Source organism: Tumebacillus avium, assembly GCF_002162355.1.
Taxonomy (GTDB): Bacteria; Bacillota; Bacilli; order Tumebacillales; family Tumebacillaceae; genus Tumebacillus_A; species Tumebacillus_A avium.
This window is the reverse complement of sequence record NZ_CP021434.1, coordinates 3,287,501-3,305,000: the sequence shown is the minus strand read 5'-3', so window position 1 is coordinate 3,305,000 and position 17,500 is coordinate 3,287,501. Positions and strand designations below refer to the sequence as shown.

General features: G+C 55.7%; 17 protein-coding genes, 3 tRNA genes, 1 rRNA gene and 1 other annotated feature (2 of these 22 cut by a window edge). Of the genes, 3 read left to right on the top strand and 18 right to left on the bottom strand.

Annotated features, from left to right (window positions below; translation table 11 throughout):
• The 3 genes from CBW65_RS16060 to CBW65_RS16050 form a co-directional block, all read right to left on the bottom strand.
• A 16S ribosomal RNA gene (locus tag CBW65_RS16060) occupies window positions 1–282 on the bottom strand (it extends 1,265 nt beyond the left edge of the window).
• Between the two features lie 98 nt (window positions 283–380).
• Window positions 381–456: transfer RNA gene (locus CBW65_RS16055), tRNA-Lys, on the bottom strand.
• 2 nt (window positions 457–458) lie between these two features.
• A tRNA-Ser gene (locus CBW65_RS16050) sits at window positions 459–550 on the bottom strand.
• Between the two features lie 250 nt (window positions 551–800).
• Here CBW65_RS16050 and CBW65_RS16045 point away from each other — a divergent pair.
• Entirely contained in the window at window positions 801–1,169 is a 369-nt protein-coding gene (locus CBW65_RS16045; RefSeq protein WP_087457690.1) for a hypothetical protein, read from the top strand.
• A 62-nt stretch (window positions 1,170–1,231) separates the two neighbouring features.
• Here the strand turns inward: CBW65_RS16045 and ileS are convergent, their stop codons facing one another.
• The 15 genes from ileS to CBW65_RS15970 all read right to left on the bottom strand — a co-directional run bounded on the left by ileS (window position 1,232) and on the right by CBW65_RS15970 (window position 14,547).
• Window positions 1,232–4,003, bottom strand: a complete 2,772-nt coding sequence (gene ileS, locus CBW65_RS16040; RefSeq protein ID WP_087457689.1) for an isoleucine--tRNA ligase — start codon at window positions 4,001–4,003, stop codon at window positions 1,232–1,234.
• A 49-nt stretch (window positions 4,004–4,052) separates the two neighbouring features.
• Window positions 4,053–4,289, bottom strand: a binding site (T-box leader).
• Between the two features lie 59 nt (window positions 4,290–4,348).
• Window positions 4,349–4,852 carry a DivIVA domain-containing protein gene (locus CBW65_RS16035; protein ID WP_087457688.1) on the bottom strand — a complete coding sequence of 168 codons (504 nt, stop codon included), beginning with the start codon at window positions 4,850–4,852 and terminating at the stop codon, window positions 4,349–4,351.
• 105 nt (window positions 4,853–4,957) lie between these two features.
• Window positions 4,958–5,740 carry a YlmH family RNA-binding protein gene (locus CBW65_RS16030; protein ID WP_087457687.1) on the bottom strand — a complete coding sequence of 261 codons (783 nt, stop codon included), beginning with the start codon at window positions 5,738–5,740 and terminating at the stop codon, window positions 4,958–4,960.
• Window positions 5,741–5,755: 15 nt separating this feature from the next.
• Window positions 5,756–6,037 carry a YggT family protein gene (locus CBW65_RS16025; RefSeq protein ID WP_087457686.1) on the bottom strand — a complete coding sequence of 94 codons (282 nt, stop codon included), beginning with the start codon at window positions 6,035–6,037 and terminating at the stop codon, window positions 5,756–5,758.
• Between the two features lie 4 nt (window positions 6,038–6,041).
• Window positions 6,042–6,512: a cell division protein SepF gene (locus CBW65_RS16020; protein ID WP_087457685.1), complete on the bottom strand. Its 471-nt coding sequence runs from the start codon at window positions 6,510–6,512 to the stop codon at window positions 6,042–6,044.
• Between the two features lie 15 nt (window positions 6,513–6,527).
• Entirely contained in the window at window positions 6,528–7,211 is a 684-nt protein-coding gene (locus CBW65_RS16015; protein WP_332457818.1) for a YggS family pyridoxal phosphate-dependent enzyme, read from the bottom strand.
• Between the two features lie 52 nt (window positions 7,212–7,263).
• Complete coding sequence (gene pgeF / locus CBW65_RS16010) at window positions 7,264–8,016, bottom strand: peptidoglycan editing factor PgeF (protein ID WP_157721987.1); 753 nt, start codon at window positions 8,014–8,016, stop codon at window positions 7,264–7,266.
• Between the two features lie 100 nt (window positions 8,017–8,116).
• The gene (locus tag CBW65_RS16005; RefSeq protein WP_087457682.1) at window positions 8,117–8,401 is read right to left on the bottom strand and encodes a YlmC/YmxH family sporulation protein; all 285 of its coding nucleotides are present in this window, start codon (window positions 8,399–8,401) and stop codon (window positions 8,117–8,119) included.
• Between the two features lie 111 nt (window positions 8,402–8,512).
• Entirely contained in the window at window positions 8,513–9,292 is a 780-nt protein-coding gene (gene sigG, locus CBW65_RS16000) for an RNA polymerase sporulation sigma factor SigG (RefSeq protein WP_087457681.1), read from the bottom strand.
• 68 nt (window positions 9,293–9,360) lie between these two features.
• Complete coding sequence (gene sigE / locus CBW65_RS15995; RefSeq protein WP_087459262.1) at window positions 9,361–10,083, bottom strand: RNA polymerase sporulation sigma factor SigE; 723 nt, start codon at window positions 10,081–10,083, stop codon at window positions 9,361–9,363.
• A 41-nt stretch (window positions 10,084–10,124) separates the two neighbouring features.
• Window positions 10,125–11,084: a sigma-E processing peptidase SpoIIGA gene (spoIIGA, locus tag CBW65_RS15990; protein ID WP_157721986.1), complete on the bottom strand. Its 960-nt coding sequence runs from the start codon at window positions 11,082–11,084 to the stop codon at window positions 10,125–10,127.
• A gap of 198 nt (window positions 11,085–11,282) precedes the next feature.
• Window positions 11,283–11,366: transfer RNA gene (locus CBW65_RS15985), tRNA-Leu, on the bottom strand.
• Between the two features lie 257 nt (window positions 11,367–11,623).
• On the bottom strand, window positions 11,624–12,295 hold the full coding sequence (locus tag CBW65_RS15980; RefSeq protein WP_087457679.1) for an ABC transporter ATP-binding protein: 672 nt from the start codon (window positions 12,293–12,295) through the stop codon (window positions 11,624–11,626).
• A gap of 6 nt (window positions 12,296–12,301) precedes the next feature.
• Complete coding sequence (locus tag CBW65_RS15975) at window positions 12,302–13,432, bottom strand: ABC transporter permease (RefSeq protein WP_087457678.1); 1,131 nt, start codon at window positions 13,430–13,432, stop codon at window positions 12,302–12,304.
• Window positions 13,433–13,437: 5 nt separating this feature from the next.
• The gene (locus CBW65_RS15970) at window positions 13,438–14,547 is read right to left on the bottom strand and encodes an ABC transporter permease (RefSeq protein WP_087457677.1); all 1,110 of its coding nucleotides are present in this window, start codon (window positions 14,545–14,547) and stop codon (window positions 13,438–13,440) included.
• 187 nt (window positions 14,548–14,734) lie between these two features.
• On the opposite strand from CBW65_RS15970, the gene CBW65_RS24310 reads away from it, so the two are divergent.
• Both CBW65_RS24310 and CBW65_RS15965 read left to right on the top strand, forming a co-directional pair.
• Entirely contained in the window at window positions 14,735–16,498 is a 1,764-nt protein-coding gene (locus CBW65_RS24310; RefSeq protein ID WP_157721985.1) for a LodA/GoxA family CTQ-dependent oxidase, read from the top strand.
• A protein-coding gene (locus tag CBW65_RS15965; RefSeq protein WP_157721984.1) for an NAD(P)/FAD-dependent oxidoreductase crosses the window boundary here: on the top strand, window positions 16,495–17,500 show its 5' portion. Its footprint extends 98 nt past the window's final position; 1,006 of the gene's 1,104 nt are visible here — the first part of the coding sequence; it begins with the start codon at window positions 16,495–16,497; its stop codon lies beyond the right edge, outside the window. Before CBW65_RS24310 ends, CBW65_RS15965 begins: the two co-directional genes overlap by 4 nt.

Sequence of the window (17,500 nt, the reverse complement as noted above, 5' to 3'; positions counted from 1 at the left end):
CCTTGGTGAGCCGTTACCTCACCAACTAGCTAATGCGCCGCGGGCCCATCCGACAGTGAAGCAAAAGCTTCTTTCTCTTCTCCCTCATGCGAAGGAGAAGCCTATCCGGTATTAGCACTCGTTTCCAAGCGTTATCCCAGTCTGTCGGGCAGGTTGCCCACGTGTTACTCACCCGTCCGCCGCTAACCTCTTAAGAGCAAGCCCTTAAGAAGTCCGCTCGACTTGCATGTATTAGGCACGCCGCCAGCGTTCGTCCTGAGCCAGGATCAAACTCTCAATAAAAGTTGAAAAAGTTTGTATCTTGACTCGCATCATCTCTCTGTAACACTCGTTTAGTTTTCAAGGATCAATCAGATCAATCAAAAGAAAAGGTAAAACAGTGGTGAGCCATGAAGGACTCGAACCTTCGACCCACTGATTAAAAGTCAGTTGCTCTACCAACTGAGCTAATGGCTCACTGGCGGAGGAAGAGGGATTCGAACCCCCGAGACGGTTACCCGCCTACTTGATTTCGAGTCAAGCTCCTTCGACCGAACTCGGACATTCCTCCGTGATACATCGTGCATATTTCGTTGTCTCACCGCATGTCTCTCGCGGCGACAGAAGTTATCTTACCACGCCGCTGTGCAAGTTTCAAAAGAATGTTTGAAACAAAATCATACATCTCCACAAATTATCCTGTCCTATCTCGCTCTTGCTTCGCCTCTGGGCACCTGCCCGTATTTCGTCATCATCCGCACCAGCCCTCCGCTTAGCACATACCTTATCGTGACACCAGCACAAAGGAGCGTGCCTCAAGCATGGCGAAAAGAACCCGCATCGCGCCGGACGTCGAATTGATCCCGTACTATGAATATGATCCCTCCATCCATAACATTGAATACCGCTATCTGCCGCAAGGTGCCGATGGTACCTATACCAATTGGAATTACGACTACAATACCGACTATGAAACATTGCCGGAAGAAGCATCCGATTGGGGAGACGATACCCGTCAATATCCGTACGGCCCCGGCTATTACGGCCGCCCGCGCCGTCGCCGCCGTCGTCGTCGTCGCCGTCCGTATGGCTATGGTTATGGGCCCGGCCCGGGATTCGTTCCGGTGCCGCTTCCGCTGCCCATTCCGGCACCGTATCCGCCTTTCTACGGTCCGTACCCGTTCCTGTAACACAACAAAAATCCCCTTTGCCAATCCAGGCAAAGGGGATTTTCTCTACTACCACTTACTTCTTATAGAAAGTGCACAACGTTGCCCGCACATACCGGGCAAAGCGTCGGATGCTCTTCATGCTGCCCGACATGCGGCGTTACAATCCGGCAACGCTCACAAGTCTCGCCTTCTGCCGCACGCACACGGATCGACAGCCCCGCATACGCAACCGCATCGCCCGGCACCTCAGCGCCCGGCTCAGCCATATTCACTTGCGAGACGCCCAATACTTCTTCAAGGCGCGGTGTGCCTTGCAGCACTGCCAAGGTCGCCGCATCCGGATACAGATCAACAGCAGCGGTCATGCCTTTGCCGATCACCTTCTCTTTGCGGGCCCCTTCCAGCGCCTTCAACACTTCATCACGCACACGCAGGATCTCTTCCCACTTCTGCTCCAGCTCCGTATCGATGCTGTAGGTGTTCGGGTCGTCCCACTGCGTCAACTGCACGCTCTCCTCGGTCGTACCCGGTACAAACGGCCAAACTTCGTCTGCCGTATGCGTCAGGATCGGCGCGATTAATTTCGTCAGCCCAACCATGATCTCATACATTGCAGTCTGACCGGAACGGCGCTCCGGCGCATCCGGAGCCACGGTGTACATACGGTCTTTCGAAACATCGAAATAGAACGCCGACATGTCCACGGTGCAGAAGTTGTTCACTTCATGATAGACGATATGGAAGTCATACTCACGGTAGCCTTGCACCACGCGCTTGCGGACCTGCTCAAACTTGTTCAGCGCCCAGCGGTCGATCTCCAACAACTGCTCCTTCGACACGGAATGCTGCGCCGGATCAAATCCGTTCAAGTTCCCGAGCAGATAACGGAACGTGTTGCGGATCTTGCGGTACACTTCCGCCACCTGTTTCAAAATCGCATCGGAAACGCGCATATCGGAGCGATAGTCAACAGACGCCACCCACAAACGCAGGATATCCGCGCCGTACTGTTCCATCACTTTCAGCGGATCAACCACGTTGCCAAGCGACTTCGACTGCTTGCGGCCTTCCCCGTCGAGGGTAAAGCCGTGCGACAAGACCGCTTTGTACGGCGCTTCCCCGCGAACAGCCACCGCTGTCGACAAAGAGGAGTTAAACCAGCCGCGATACTGGTCCGAACCTTCCAGATACAGATCGGCCGGCCACTGCAGCTCCGGACGAGCATCGGCCACCGCCATGTGCGACGAACCGGAGTCAAACCACACGTCCATCGTGTCGGTCTCTTTGCGGAACGTCTTGCCGCCGCAGGAGCAGGTCAGCCCTTCCGGCACCAGCTCATCCGCTTCCTTCTCGAACCAGATCTGCGAGCTGTGCTGTTCAAAAAGATTCGCGACCTTGTCGATTGTCTCATCGGTGATGATCTCCTTATCACAGTCGGTGCAATAGAAGATCGGGATCGGCACACCCCACATGCGCTGACGGGAGATACACCAGTCCCCGCGGTCGGCGACCATGTTGTGCAGGCGAACTTCGCCCCACTCCGGGCTCCACGTCACTTGCTTGATCTGCTCGAGCAGTTGATCACGGAACTTGTCGATCGAGCCAAACCACTGCTCGGTCGCGCGGAAGAACACCGGGTTCTTGCAGCGCCAGCAGTGCGGGTAGCTGTGATCGATCTCCGAGGATGCGAACAGATGTCCGCTTTCCTGCAGGTCGGCCATGATCTGCTTGTTCGCTTTCGTATAGAACTGCCCTTCATAAGGACCCGCGTCCTTGGTGAATTTCCCTTGGCCGTTGACCGGAGCCAACACCGGCAGCCCGTACTGCAGGCCCACCATGTAGTCTTCCATCCCGTGGCCCGGTGCGGTATGAACGCAGCCCGTACCGGAGTCAAGCGTGACGTGCTCGCCCAAGATCACCAGCGATTCGCGGTCGAGGAACGGATGCTGTGCCACCACGCGCTCCAGATCCTTGCCTTTGAACGTCGCTTTCACGTTCGGCTCGCCTTCCACGCCGGCCGCTTTCAGCACATCTTCAACCAGCCCTTTTGCCAGCAGCAACTGCTCGCCGTTCACTTCGACCAGGCTGTATTCAAAATCAGCTCCAAGCGAGATCGCCAAGTTCGCCGGCAGCGTCCACGGCGTCGTCGTCCAGATCACGATGAACGACCCTTCCGGCAGTACGCCTTTTCCGTCCTTTACCGCAAATTTCACATAGATCGACGGCGACTTCTTGTCCGCATATTCCACTTCCGCTTCAGCCAGCGCTGTCTCACAAGACGCGCACCAGTGCACCGGCTTCAGGCCCTTGTAGATATAGCCGCGTTTCGCCATCTCGCCAAACACGCGGATCTGGCGGGACTCATATTCCGGCAGCAAGGTGATGTACGGGTTCTCCCAATCAGCGCGCACGCCCAGGCGCTTAAACTGCCCCTTCTGACGCTCGACAAAATCAAGCGCGTAGTTTTTGCACATCTCACGGAACTCGGTCACCGGCACTTCATGACGGTTGATGCCTTTGTTCTTGATGATCGCATGCTCGATCGGCATCCCGTGCGTATCCCAGCCCGGAACGTACGGCGCGTCAAAGCCTTCCATCGTCTTGAACTTCACGATCACGTCTTTCAAAATTTTGTTCAGCGCGTGGCCGATATGGATATCCCCGTTCGCATAAGGCGGTCCGTCATGCAAAATAAACTTCGGCTTGCCGGCTTGCTTGGCTTGCACTTTCTCATACAGTTTGCTTTCTTCCCAATGCTTCTGCATGCCCGGTTCCTTTTGCGGCAGATTGCCGCGCATTTGGAACTCGGTTTCCGGCAGATTCAGCGTTTTGCTGTAGTCTGGCTTCTCCATAGTTATTCCCTCCAATTTTGGCAAACAAAAAAGTCCCTCAATCCCTAAAAATAGGGACGAGAGACTTCTCATTATCTTCCGTGGTACCACCCTGATTGCCATGCCAAAGAAGCCATGACCACTCAACTGCCCGGTAACGGGGGCAACGCGGTGTTGCTTACTGCCCAGAGGGGTTCGGCACACGACTCCCGGGTGATTTTCCCACGCTTCCCCTTTCCCGGCTCGCACCAAACCCGGTTCGCTGCAAAGGACTCCACATGGTACTCTTCCCGCTCAACGTCAGGATATAGTAAATTTGCAGTCATTATATGACACTGCAAATAGCATTGTCAAACCTAAGCCGGTCTAAACATCCATTTTCTCGTCTTTTTCCACGCGAATCGTTTTGTCGTCGAGGACCTGCTCCCACTGGTCGCTGTCGATCAGCTCCAGCTGGACTTGGATCAGCGAACGGAAACGGGCACGGAACACAGCCGCCTGCTTTTGCAGTTCGTCCAGTTCCATCGCCGCGCGGCGGGACTTGGACAACGCTTCGTTCAAGATGCGGTCCGCATTTTTCTCCGCTTCCTTGATGATCAGCTGCGACTCTTTGCGGGCGTTCGACTTCACTTCTTCTGCCGTCTCCTGCGCCACGATGATCGACTTCGACAAGCTGTCCTCTATGTTGTGAAAATGGGACAAGCGCTCCTCGAGCGTTGCCAGCTTTTCTTCCAAGTCGCGGTTCTCGCGGATCAGGCCCTCGTAGTCCTTGATCACGCGGTCCAGAAACTCATTAACTTCATCTTCATCATATCCGCGAAACGAGCGGCCAAATTCTTTGTTATGGATATCAAGCGGAGTCAAAGGCATGCTGTTGGGACCTCCTGTACTTTCTAATAAGTCGTATAAAAAGAGCCAAAATTCGCCATTCTTCCCCATTTATTTCGACGGGAAGATGGGAACTCCTGCCGAAAGTTAGAGATACTTGCCGATTTTTAAAATCGTCCGGCCTTTGCGGGACTGCCCGATGATCTCGAGGATCTTCGCCCGCCCATGACCGCGCAAAGACAGAACATCCCCTTCTTCCACCGCCGTCGCCGGGTCGTCGATCACCTGCCAGTTCAACTGCAGCTTCCCGCTTTTGATCGGGTCGACGACTTTCGTGCGCGACAGGCCAAACGACTCGCCGGCCACCGCATCCACCCGCAGCGACATCACGGTGAACTCCTTCTCCTGATATTCCACCCGCGGCGCCAGATACTCCGAAGCGGAAATCTCTTCAATATGTACAGTTGCCCGTCCGACCTGCGACAGATGCAGACGGATAAAATCGGCGATATCCCGCGTCACGACCAAGTCGCAGCCGTCTTCATGCACCGAGATGTCCCCGATCTTCCCCCGCTTCAGCCCAAGCCCAACCAGAGAACCGAGATAATCGCCATGCTTCAGCTTCACATATTCACCCGGAATACCAATCCGCAAAAAAGACAGCTCGAAGTCATCCGCTTCCGGCCCCCAATACGAAGGAACCAGCAGCGCCCGCTGTCTTTCCGCCTGCTCATGCCCGCCGGAGAGATACAGCGTCACGTCCTGAGACGAGCGGGCGATGGATTCGGTGATCTTCACTTGTCGTGGATCGAGAAAATCGGTCAAAACAGGCGTCTGCCGCTCATCAACGCGCGCAACCAAATCGATCGTGCGGTCCACAAACGGACGCTCCTGCGGCCGGTAATGCATCATCACATCTTGCCGTTTCATTCGAAGCCTTCCTCTCTACAGGAACAGCCACTGCAAAACGAGCACAACGCCGCTTTGCACGAACGACCAGGCAAAAATCCCGACGATCGGCGACAGGTCAAGATAGCCTCCGCCCAGCGGCAACGGCGGAATGAAGCGGCGGAAAATCCCCAGGTACGGCTCGGTCAGTTTGAACAGGATGCGGCCAAACGACGTGCGCTCCACATCCGGCACCCAGGACATCAACACGCGCGCGATCAGCACGTACGTGTAAAAACCCAATATGTTGGAGATATAAACGATCACTTGGAAAGCCATTCAGTCACCTCGATTGAAATTTGTTGTGCGCCTGCTGTTGCTGTTGTTGCTGCTGGTCGGAGATCATGTCCGTGATCGTGCCTTGGATATCCACGTTCTCCGGCGCGCACAAGAAGATGTTATGGCCGAGCTTTTGCATCGTCCCATTTAAAGCATACGTGCAACCGCTGATAAAATCCACGATTCGTTTCGCAGCATCCGGGGAAGTTTTGTGAAGATTGACGACAACCGGACGGCGGTTGCGCAAATGATCGGCGATCGCCTGCGCATCATCGTACTTTTCCGGCTCGGACAGATAGACCCGCACCTGTTTTTGCGTGTGCAATGACACCACCGTGCCCTGGCGTTTCAGCGGCACGACACCGTCCGACTGCGCCTGCTGCTGATGGCCGTGCTCTTCATACTCCTCTTCCCGGCGCTCCTCATGCGGCTCTTCATCGACAAGCCCGAGAAACGACATCACTTTCGAAAACATAAGCTTCCACCTCCGCTAAGGTTTTACCAGCACACTGCCGATGCGCACCAAGGTTGCGCCCTCCTCGACAGCCACTTCAAAGTCACCCGACATCCCCATCGAAAGCTCGTTCGCGTCTGCCGGAAACAGCCCGCGCCCGATCATTTCATCGCGAAGTTCCCGCAGCCCGCGAAACACCGGCCGCACAGCTTCCGGATCATCCGACACCGGCGCCATCGTCATCAGGCCGCGGATCGCAAGGCCCGGCATCTCGCCTGCCGCCGCCAGAAAGCCCGCCACATCCTGCGGCGTGAATCCGCCTTTGGACTCCTCGCCCGACACGTTGACCTGCACCAGACAAGGCACAGTCAACCCTGCGGCGACCGCCCGCTTGTTGATCTCTTTGGCGAGCGACAGACGGTCGAGCGAATGGATCATCGAGAAATTCCCCAGCACCTCTTTGACTTTGTTCGTCTGCAGATGCCCGATAAAATGCCAGCGCACCCCGGTCTCTGCAGGAATTGCTTCCAGCTTCGGAGCGGCGACCGATATGCGATTCTCACCGAGGTCCTTGAGTCCTGCCTCGATCAAACTTCTTGTCTCATCTACACCGACGTATTTCGTGACCCCGACGATCGTGACATCCTCCGGGTCGCGGCCGGCGCGCGCACAGGCCTGCGCGATGCGTTCTTTCAGTTCAGCAAGCCGCTTCTGATACACATCCAAGCCTCCTGACACCATGGCTTTCGCTTTGCAATAGGTATATATACGCTCAGTTACCCTCTTTTTCCTGCAACAGCGCGATCACTCCTGCATGTCTTCCGGTCTTGCCCTGCTCCTTGCGATAAGAAAAATAAGTATCAACACGGCAGCTCGTGCAGTGATCCTCACGCAAAATATGCTCAGGCAGCACGCCTGCGTCCAGCAGCGCCAGTTCGTTGGCCTGCCAGAGGTCGAGCTGCCAGCGTCCGTTTTCATTTGGGGTCAAAATCGAATCTGCCGCCGCGCCAAACGCCTCGCGCACAGCAGCGATCACCGGTCCGTCGACCTCATAGCAGCACTTGCCGATCGAAGGGCCGATCTTGACGATGATATCGCGGGGAGCACAGCCATATTCCGAAGTCATTGCCGCAACCGTTTTCGCACCGATTTTGGCGACCGTGCCTTTCCAGCCGGCGTGTGCGGCGCCGACAGCGCCTTGGGTCGCATCCCACAGCAGCAGCGGCACACAGTCGGCCGCATAGGTCGACAGCGCCACGCCGGGCAGATTGGTGATCAAGGCGTCGGTGTCGGGCAGTTGGTCCTCCTGCGTCTGCGCGCCGCGTCCGATCAGTTCCTCCGTGACGACCGTCACGGTCGAGCCATGCACCTGATTCCCCGCCACCCAGGCGTGGAGCGGCACACCGACCACGCGTGCGATCCCTTCGCGGTTCTGAAGCACCTGCTGCGGATCATCGCCGACGTGCAGGCCGAGGTTCCCGCCTTGGCGGGTGGTAAAACAGGCAACGATGCGCGATTCGCTCACAGTTCTCATCCTTTCCATCTCACAACCAAATCGTACCACACCGCAGAGAGAAAACGAAAGGGACTCCATTCTTATCTGCTAAGAATGAAATCCCCCGCGGTCAATACCCGCCGGAACTCGAACCGGAATTCGGCGGCAAATAGTTGGGCTCGGTGCGCAGATCCACCAGAATCACATCCGCGCCGATCTTGACGATCGAACTCCACGGGATCACAATGTCCTGCGAGTTCCCAAACATCCCTAAGAAACGACCTCCACCAGGCACGATGATCGCCCGAATCATCCCGTTCTCCATGTCAACATCGAGATCGCACACCTGGCCGAGTCGTTTCCCGTCTGCGAGACTGACCACGTCTTTGGCTTGCAGTTCGGAAATCTTCATCATAGAGGCAATCGCTCCCCGCTTACGGTTTGGCCTACTTATATATATGTCTGAAGCGCAAAATATGGGCAAAAATAAAAAAGTCGCGCAGACGCGCGACTTTGCTCTCGATGTTTAGGTGCGTATGAACTTGTGCATATGGTTGATCGCCGCTTTCTCCAAGCGTGAGACTTGCGCTTGGGAAATGCCGATCTCTTCTGCGACTTCCATCTGCGTTTTGCCTTCGAAAAACCGCATCGACAAGATGCGCTTTTCGCGGTCATTAAGCTTTTGCAAAGCTTCGCGAATGGAGATTTCTTCGACCCACAGCGTGTCTTGGTTCTTTTCGTCAGAGAGCTGGTCCATCACATAGATCGGGTCGCCGCCGTCATGGTAGATCGGCTCAAACAGCGACACCGGATCTTGGATCGCATCCAGCGCGAACACGACATCTTCTTTGGGCACGTCCATCGCTTGGGAGATCTCCACAATCGAAGGTTCACGCAGGTTCTGGTTGGTCAGACTATCGCGGACTTGCAATGCCTTATAGGCTATGTCGCGCAGGCTTCGGCTGACGCGAATCGGGTTGTTGTCGCGCAGATAACGTCTGATTTCACCAACGATCATGGGAACCGCGTAGGTTGAGAACTTGACGTTCTGGGAGAGGTCAAAGTTGTCAATCGCCTTCATCAGTCCGATGCAGCCGACCTGAAACAGGTCGTCCACATACTCGCCGCGGTTGTTAAACCGCTGGATCACCGACAACACAAGACGCAGGTTGCCATTGACCAGCTCTTCCCGGGCAGACAGGTTACCGGACTGTAGGCTGACGAACAATTCTCGCATCGCTGCATTGGTGAGAACGGGAAGTTGGGCTGTGTTTACTCCGCAAATTTCAACTTTGTTTCGTTTCATATGTAACTCCCTCCATTCAAGTCCGCCACGGTTGTAGACAGTATTACCAAGGGAGGGAGAAATATGCACTACAGCATTTTGTTGAACTCTTTGCGCAAGCGCTTGATGATCCGCTTTTCCAAACGTGAGATATAAGACTGGGAAATGCCCAGCAGATCTGCAACATCCTTTTGCGTCATCTCTTTGCCGTCGGTCAGGCCAAAGCGCATTTCCATGATCTTGCGCTCGCGGTCGGTCAGCTTCTCCAACGCTTTATAGAGAAGTTTGCGGTCGACCTGCTCTTCGATGTTGCGGTAGATCGTGTCGTTTTCGGTGCCCAGCACGTCCGACAAGAGCAGTTCGTTGCCGTCCCAGTCCACGTTGAGCGGTTCGTCAAACGACACTTCGGAGCGGATCTTGTTGTTGCGGCGCAGAAACATCAGGATTTCGTTTTCGATGCAGCGCGACGCGTAGGTGGCCAGCTTGATTTTTTTCTCCGGGTCAAAGGTGTTGACCGCTTTGATCAGGCCGATCGTGCCGATCGAGACGAGGTCTTCGATGTTGATGCCGGTATTTTCAAATTTGCGCGCGATGTAGACGACCAGGCGCAGGTTGCGCTCGATCAGCACAGCGCGCACGCCTTCATCTTTGGTCGGCAGCTTGCCGAGCAGGTATTCTTCCTCTTCGCGGGTCAGAGGCGGCGGCAGCGCCTCACTGCCTCCTACATAATAGATCTCCTCCGGCGTTCCGCCCAGACGAAACAGCAGGTTTAAAAAGAAGATCCGGGCTTGCAGACGCAGCTTCATTGGCAATTGCAACTTCATAGAGCAGATCGTCTCCTTTCCTTCCACCGTTAACTCGCAGCACTGTCTGCTTTCCATTCCTCCCGCACGTCCCCGTCTCCCTCGATCATCGAAGGATGCAAAATCGCACGGTACGAGCCGTCCGCCGCCAGCGCTTTCGGGTTCAGCCCGATCAGCACGCGCGTGCAGGCATGCTCTTGCTCTTGGCTTCTCAGTGTCACTTGGCTTGGTTTGAACGCCAGCAGCATCCCCATCGTGCCGCCGACACCGCGGTACGGCACCAGACGGAATTTGGCGTGCCAGTCATCCTCCATCTCAATCTCGCCAAGCGACATCGAGATGTCCGAGCCTTTTTTCAACTCTTCTGTCAGTTCGGCAGGCAACAGGGCGGCAAAAAGCTCCCAGTCGGCCACCATCACCGGTGTGCGCGACAGAGGGTCGGTCAATGCGTTGCCGGTGTCGAGCAGCCCGGTAAACGTCACCGACTCCTCGCCCAGCTGCACTTCGACCTCCCAGAAATTCATCTCGCGCTGCTTGCTTCTGACCAGGCGGTTCCACGCGCTTTTGCCGAGCAGCCACGTCACAGGAAGCGCCAGCAAGACCAGCCAGAGCTTCGTCTGTTGCAGCCAGACGGCGCTGCCATGCACCAGCACAAGTCCGTTTTGCACAGACACGCTGCCAAAAAAGTTGTTGACCGCATACGCTGCTCCTCCTGTTAGAAAGGAAGCGAGATAAAACAGGCCAAGCATCTTGCCAAAGTCGAACAGCCCTTTTGGCCGAAATGCGATCCAGACCATCAAAATGGAAAATAGCAGTTTGCTAAAAAACGTCAAAAATGCCGACATCGCAGGAAAGAACAAAAAAAGAGCATAGGACGCTCCGATAGCAGACGCGCCGATCGTCCGCCACCACTTGAGACGACGGCGTGCTAAAAACGCCGTCACCAGCAAGATGAACCCGTCCACGCCAAAATTGAGCAACCAGATGACATCAAGATAGACGACGGGCAATTTCACTCACCACCAGATTGGTTCGCCGATTGCCCTCAGTATAGTACAAGTCTATTGCGGAGGGTGTCAGAACTTGACACCTCCGGCACAAAAAATTCCGACAGCATCTGCCGCTTCGACAGCATGCATTTCATACTATTATTTGGCCGATAAACAGGAAAAAGCCGACTTGGGATTCCCAAGTCGGCTTTACTTTGTTGGTGCGGTCGAGAAGACTCGAACTTCCACGGGTTGCCCCACACGCCCCTCAAGCGTGCGTGTCTGCCATTCCACCACGACCGCATATGCTGATGTCATTTCTTGCAAGACTTATCTTAGCATATGCCTGTAGTCTCGACAATGTGGATCGGCACCGTTTCTCCAACAAAAATGAGCAATATCTAAAACTACGTGCGAACTACAGCATCGCATGGCCGTTTTTCTCAATCCATCGAGTGCAGGTCCTGAATATCACCACGTGCAGGTAAATTCTATAGTATAGCAATTCTCTTCAGAAGCGCAAACCTCTGTATCAGGGTCTTGCGGTTATTCTTATATTGTTATTTTCGCAAGGCGAGTTTTCCGTCTCCCAGCTCCCACACATCGCGGGCATGTCCGGCGACAAACGGGTCATGGGTGACGATCACCACCGCCATGCCGGATTGATGCATCTGCTGCAGCAAGGCGAGGACCTCTTTGGTCGTATCCGCGTCGAGATTGCCGGTCGGTTCGTCGGCGATCAAGAGGCGCGGCCGGTTGGCGATCGCGCGGGCGATGGCGACACGCTGCTTCTGTCCGCCGGACAGTTCATCCGGGTAACGGTCCGCTTTCCCTTCCAGCCCCACGTCCCTCAGCACTTCCAGCGCGCGTTCCCGGCGCTGTTTTTTATTGTGCGTGCCGCTGTAGGCCAGCGGAATTTCGACATTCTCCAAGGCCGTCATGTCCCGCACCAGCTTGAAATCTTGAAAGACAAAGCCGATCCGCTCCCGGCGCAGCAACCCATACGCTTTCTCCGGCAACGTCGACACGTTTTGACCTTCCACCCATACCGACCCTTTGGACGGCAGGTCGAGTAGTCCGATCAGGTTGAGCAGTGTCGATTTTCCCGCACCTGATGTGCCGATGATGGCCAAAAAGTCGCCTTCCTTGATCTCCAGAGACAAATCTTGCAAAACGGTCGCCGACACGCTCCCGGTGCGGTAGGTTTTTGTCACACTGCGCAGTTCGATCATGCAGGATCACCTCTCTTGTTTTAGGGCATCGGTCAAACGCACTTGGCGCAGTCCAAAGAACGGAAGCAGCGTGCAAATGCCGACCACAGTGACAGACAGCAAAGCCGCACCGTCGCCAAGGCCAAATCGCCACGCCGATTCGACAGCATTTAAGGAAAGAAAAATTTTAGCGCATCCTGTCGCAGTCAGCCACGCAGTGCCGCCGATGATGAGATATTGCAGCAGTTGCACCATGATCAAGTCGCCACGGCTGGCCCCGTACACCATGTGCACCGCCCACTCATGGCGCTTGGATAGAAAATTGATCAGGTTGATCCCAAGCACCCCAAGCGTCCCGATCAGCAGAATCATGCCGGCAAAGACCAGGAACATCGAAGCAAACTGTCTTGCCTGTTCGAACTGTTCTTCCTGCACCTCCAGCACTTGCTGATAGCTGTACTCCCATTGCTCCTGGCCGCCCAGTTCGTGGAGCGACTTCAGCAGGCGGGCACGGTCTGCCGCTTTAAAATCAGGCATTGCTTTCAGCCATATCTGACGTGCTCCACCGACCGTCTGCGTTGCGACCGGAAGTACGATGACCGTGTCCGGCAGGAATCGGTACATCGGGCTGAGTGTATCAAGCACTTCCCGCTTGAGCGGCTCTGCTGCTGTTGTCAGCACACGATGCTGCCCCAACTGCACTTGGGCAGGAAGTTTGGCTTGCAGCACGGGGCTGATCAGGGCGCTGGGACTGTCATACCCCATCGCACGTACCAATTCGTTGTAGAGTGACTCGTCCATTTCGATCAGCATCGCCTGCTCAGCCACCCCATCTACTTGAAGCGAGGTATTGTTGGCTTGATACACTTCATAGCGGCCGGCCGACTGCTGTTTCAGCATTTGGAACTGCCCGGAAGAAATCGCTTCGGCCATCTGTTCCGGATTGGGTGGTGTCCCGCCTATCCATGACACGCTGATCTGGTAGAGATCGGAGCCAAATGAATCCCGGTACGCTTCGTATTCCTGCTGTTTGCTTTGATACATGCCAAGCGCCGCCTGAATGATCAATAGGGACAAGAACAGTTGAATCCACAACAGCCAGGACTTGCCTTTGCGCCGCTTCAATTGTTGCAGCGCCTGTTCCCACAGATAGAGCATAGGTTTCACCCCCTGAGCGCTTGCAGCAGTTGGCTGCGTTTGATTCTGCGCAGCGCCAGCCAGCCGAGCATGCCAGCGGTGATTGCAGTCATCAGGATCAGACCGCCAAACACCGCCGGTGACAGACTGATGCCAAGCCCGAACCGGCCAAGCAGTTTCTGCAGCGACCAGAGCACCGGCATCAGCAGGCACAGCGCCGCCAGCGAGCAGATCAGCGTTTCCGTGTAGACTTGACGCTTCAGATTCTCATGCGTCGCGCCAAACGTGTAGGCGATCGCCCATTTCTGCTGTTCTTTTTCATATTTATAGATGAGAAAAGCCACCGTGTTGAGCAGCGTGAAGAGCAACAACAAGGCACATAAAACAAGCGAGATCAACAGACTCCCATAGTGATTCGACATTTGTTCATCAATAAAATCTTCATATGGATGCCAGCGAAACTCAGGGTTCAACTGGCTTAGTACCCGCTCCGCCTCGGAGAGGACCGGCTGTGGATCTCCCGTCGTCTGAATCACGATCTCCATCGCCACAGAGTAGCGTGAGCCCATGGCCCCGTGTGCAGCATCGATCACTGGGAACATCCCATCATGTGGGAGCAGGCCGGCAACGGTAAACGCCTCGCCGCCGATGAATACGTCTTGCCCCACCGGATCAACTTCAGGCGGGAACAGAATCTTCGCATATCTTGGAGTAAGCAACAAACGATCTGGCCCTTGAAACAGGCTCGCCTGCAGGTCCTGATCGATTCCGCGCAATGTGAGCAGCTCTTTTGTAGCCCATGTGATCGGCAGTTGGCTGATCGCAGTATCGGAGCCTACTGTAAACAAGGCGTTGCCTTCGATGACCGCAGTTGTCACACCGGTTAGTTTCGCCAGTTGTTGCCGAGTCGGCTCCACCTGATCATAGAGCAGGGACGGCGCTGCATTCAGCTCCGCCCGGTACAAGTTGTCCCCGATAAAAAAGCGTTTCATCAGCTGGTCATACGCTTCAGAAAACAGCCCGAAGTTGACAGCCGGCAGGGAAAGTCCGGCCAGCAGGGACAGCGTGACCAGCACGGAAAGCAGCTTATGCCGAACGACAGAACGGTATCCCTGTTGAACGTCATATTGCCACATGGGGATCACCTCCTTCGTAGATTTTATCTAATCATAAATATTTGGAAAAATCAACCATTCTAAAACAGAAACAGATGCACAGAAAATTTTTCTAAAAATTTTAATCAAAGGGCTAGTCACGGAGTCCTATTTATGTCATATTTGACATGTAAAATTATGTCGAAATATGAAAGGGAGACTGACTCAATTGACGACTGATCAAATTGTAAAGTGTGCAATTCATCCTGCGATCGGAATTGCCCGCGTCGGGAACAGCCCTGATCAATATTTTATCGGTCCGGAAATCCCGGGCACCAACCATTCCCCTTCTGCAGGATACAAAGACGAACAAGGCCGCATCAAACGACAAGCAGCCCGATTCCGCATTTACGGATTGGACAGCGCTGGCAATGTGGTGCGCGAACTCTCCATGAACGATCAAGATGTCGATTCCATCTCCTGGACCGTACATCTGGCCAATAAAAAAGCAGCCTGGTACAACTTTGATCTGGCACTCGATATCCCCGTCGCAGCGGACATCAAGTCCAACCTGCGCAACAGCAGCTTGCAAAGCCCGGAAGAGCGCGCCAAGCTTGTCATCGACCCGGGTGCGCGCACGATCAGTTCGCCGAACGAAAATGCGCGCTTCGACACCGGCACCTTCTTCGACACCCCAGTCGACCTTGGCGAGATTCTCACCGATTCGTCCGGCAATCTTCTGGTGCTCGGCGGTTTCGGCCACTCCAGTTCCCCGGACGGCGCCGATGTGTATACATTCGCCAACAACGACGGGTGGCACGACGACACCTCTGACGGCCCGGTCAGCGCCCAAGTCGTCATCAACGGCCAAACGATCGAAGTAGATCCGGCCTGGGTCATCGTTGCCCCGCCCGATTTTGCACCGGGCATCTACGGCGTGGTCACCATGTACGACATCGCGCTGGAAGCGGCACACACCATGCATCCCCAGCCGATCCAAGTCTCGTTTGCCAAACACATCCTGCCGATCTTCCAACGCTTTTCGCTTACCCAGTGGGTCAACGAAGGCTTCTATCATGAATTCGGCTATAAAGCGCCGTGGGATTTCCTCAATCCTGATTTGCTGGCTCACCTCGCCGACCCGTCTCCGGAGATGCGTCCGCTGCGCCAGGAGATTTTTGAAAAGTTCCGTCAACCCAGCTACGTCAAAATGGAACGGGACGCGTGGCCGCCCGTTTACGGCGACGGCATGGACGTTCCGGCCAATAATCCGCGCAATTGGCTGACGATGACCACTTTGCAATTTTCGTGGCTGGAACAATGGGCGCAAGGCAACTTTAGTTCCGATTACAACGCGTCGTCCGCCCCGGCTGCTGAGGCGCTTGAAGATCTCCCGCTGGCTGCGCGTCCGCACGCTTTGGATGAAGCGGCGCTGGAGTGGGCGCTCGGCGGCGCTTTCCATCCTGGCTGTGAAGCTACTTGGCCGATGCGTATCCTCTCGCTGTACAGCGCCCCGTTCCGCATCAAGCATGCGGCGCCCGGCAAGCGCGAGGACTTTGGCCCCGTGCTCACCCCGGAGATCGCGCTCAGCCCGGACGGTCCGCTCAGCGGCGGCAGTCTGCCCGGCGATCTTTCGCGCTGGATGGCAGTGCCGTGGCAAACGGATACGGCGAGTTGCCGTTCCGGCTACGAGCCCAAGATCAACAAATATCTTCCGACGTTCTGGCCGGCCCGCGTGCCGAACCACGTGCTCAGTGAGGATAACTACAACAAAGTGTTGAATGAAAACTTGACCATGCCGGAGCGCCAAGACGCTTTTGACACGCGCACCGACTGGCTGGAAGCTTTCCCGCAGGATACCAAAGCGTTGAACCGTTTTGTCGAGGACTGGTACAAAGTTGGTGTGATCGTCCGTCAAGACGGACCCGCCGACACCAAGCGCTTCCCTGCCGCGATCCATGTGGAAATGGGGAACGAGTTGAAAAAACAGTGAAGCAACACTTCCAGACGGTGATCGTTGGCGGCGGAACGGCAGGTTCGGCCGCCGCCTATCTGCTGAGTCGGGCGGGCATTTCGACACTTGTCGTTGAACGCTCCGGACAGCGCGGCTGGAAAATTGGCGAAGGGCTGCCCCCGTCCTCCTCTGCGCTGCTGCGGCGGTTGGGGTTCTGGGAACGCTTTCTCGCGGATCGCCATCTCCCTTCCCACGGCAACCGCTCGGCTTGGGGATCAAAGGAGTTTGCCGAACACAACTTCATCTTTGATCCAAATGGCCACGGCTGGCACGTCGATCGGGAAAAGTTGGATGTGATGCTGGCCGATTCGGCTGCCGCGACAGGGGCTGTTCGCTTGGAGAACACCGCTTTGCAGGAGTTTCGCAAAACGGATACCGGGTGGGAACTGCACCTCACGGACGGTCAGCAGATCGAAGCCCAGTGGGTCATCGACGCGACCGGCCGCAGCAGCCACTTCGCCCATCGCCTGAACATCCGGCGGACTGCTTATGACCAACTGGTGGCCATCGCCGGGCTGTATGCATGCGCGCACGACGATGACCAGGATTCGCTGACCATGATCGAAACGGCGGAAGACGGCTGGTGGTATACAGCTTTGCTTCCCGACCGCAAGCGTGTGTTCGCCTACCTGAGCGACGGAGATCTGGCGCAGACCAAGGCGGCCCGAGCTGAAGCGGACTGGCAACAGCTGTTGATGGAAAGCACCCAGATTGGCCGCTTGATTGAAAAACACCAGTATCAGCTCCAAGGTCCTCCGCGCATGGTGAACGCCAACAGTACGGAGCTGTCCACAGCTGTTGGTGACGGCTGGCTGGCGATCGGGGATGCGGCGGCCGCCTATGACCCGCTGTCCTCGCAAGGCATTCTGATGGCGCTTGGCACTGCTGTGGAAGCGACCGAGGCTCTGCTTGCCCATCTCCAGGGAGATGAAGCAGCGCTCCCAGCCTATGCCGATTTCATGAAGCGAATGTATCAAGAGT

What these genes read in the sequence shown, in the direction of transcription:
- ileS (WP_087457689.1), bottom strand. Translation starts at nt 4,003, where the DNA reads ATGGAGAAGCCAGACTACAGCAAAACGCTGAATCTGCCGGAAACCGAG.
- CBW65_RS15975 (WP_087457678.1), bottom strand. Translation starts at nt 13,432, where the DNA reads ATGCTCTATCTGTGGGAACAGGCGCTGCAACAATTGAAGCGGCGCAAA.
- CBW65_RS16005 (WP_087457682.1), bottom strand. Translation starts at nt 8,401, where the DNA reads ATGATGAAGATTTCCGAACTGCAAGCCAAAGACGTGGTCAGTCTCGCA.
- CBW65_RS16035 (WP_087457688.1), bottom strand. Translation starts at nt 4,852, where the DNA reads ATGCCTTTGACTCCGCTTGATATCCATAACAAAGAATTTGGCCGCTCG.
- CBW65_RS16025 (WP_087457686.1), bottom strand. Translation starts at nt 6,037, where the DNA reads ATGGCTTTCCAAGTGATCGTTTATATCTCCAACATATTGGGTTTTTAC.
- CBW65_RS15970 (WP_087457677.1), bottom strand. Translation starts at nt 14,547, where the DNA reads ATGTGGCAATATGACGTTCAACAGGGATACCGTTCTGTCGTTCGGCAT.
- CBW65_RS16045 (WP_087457690.1), top strand. Translation starts at nt 801, where the DNA reads ATGGCGAAAAGAACCCGCATCGCGCCGGACGTCGAATTGATCCCGTAC.
- sigG (WP_087457681.1), bottom strand. Translation starts at nt 9,292, where the DNA reads ATGAAACGAAACAAAGTTGAAATTTGCGGAGTAAACACAGCCCAACTT.
- CBW65_RS16030 (WP_087457687.1), bottom strand. Translation starts at nt 5,740, where the DNA reads ATGAAACGGCAAGATGTGATGATGCATTACCGGCCGCAGGAGCGTCCG.
- CBW65_RS15980 (WP_087457679.1), bottom strand. Translation starts at nt 12,295, where the DNA reads ATGATCGAACTGCGCAGTGTGACAAAAACCTACCGCACCGGGAGCGTG.
- CBW65_RS16020 (WP_087457685.1), bottom strand. Translation starts at nt 6,512, where the DNA reads ATGTTTTCGAAAGTGATGTCGTTTCTCGGGCTTGTCGATGAAGAGCCG.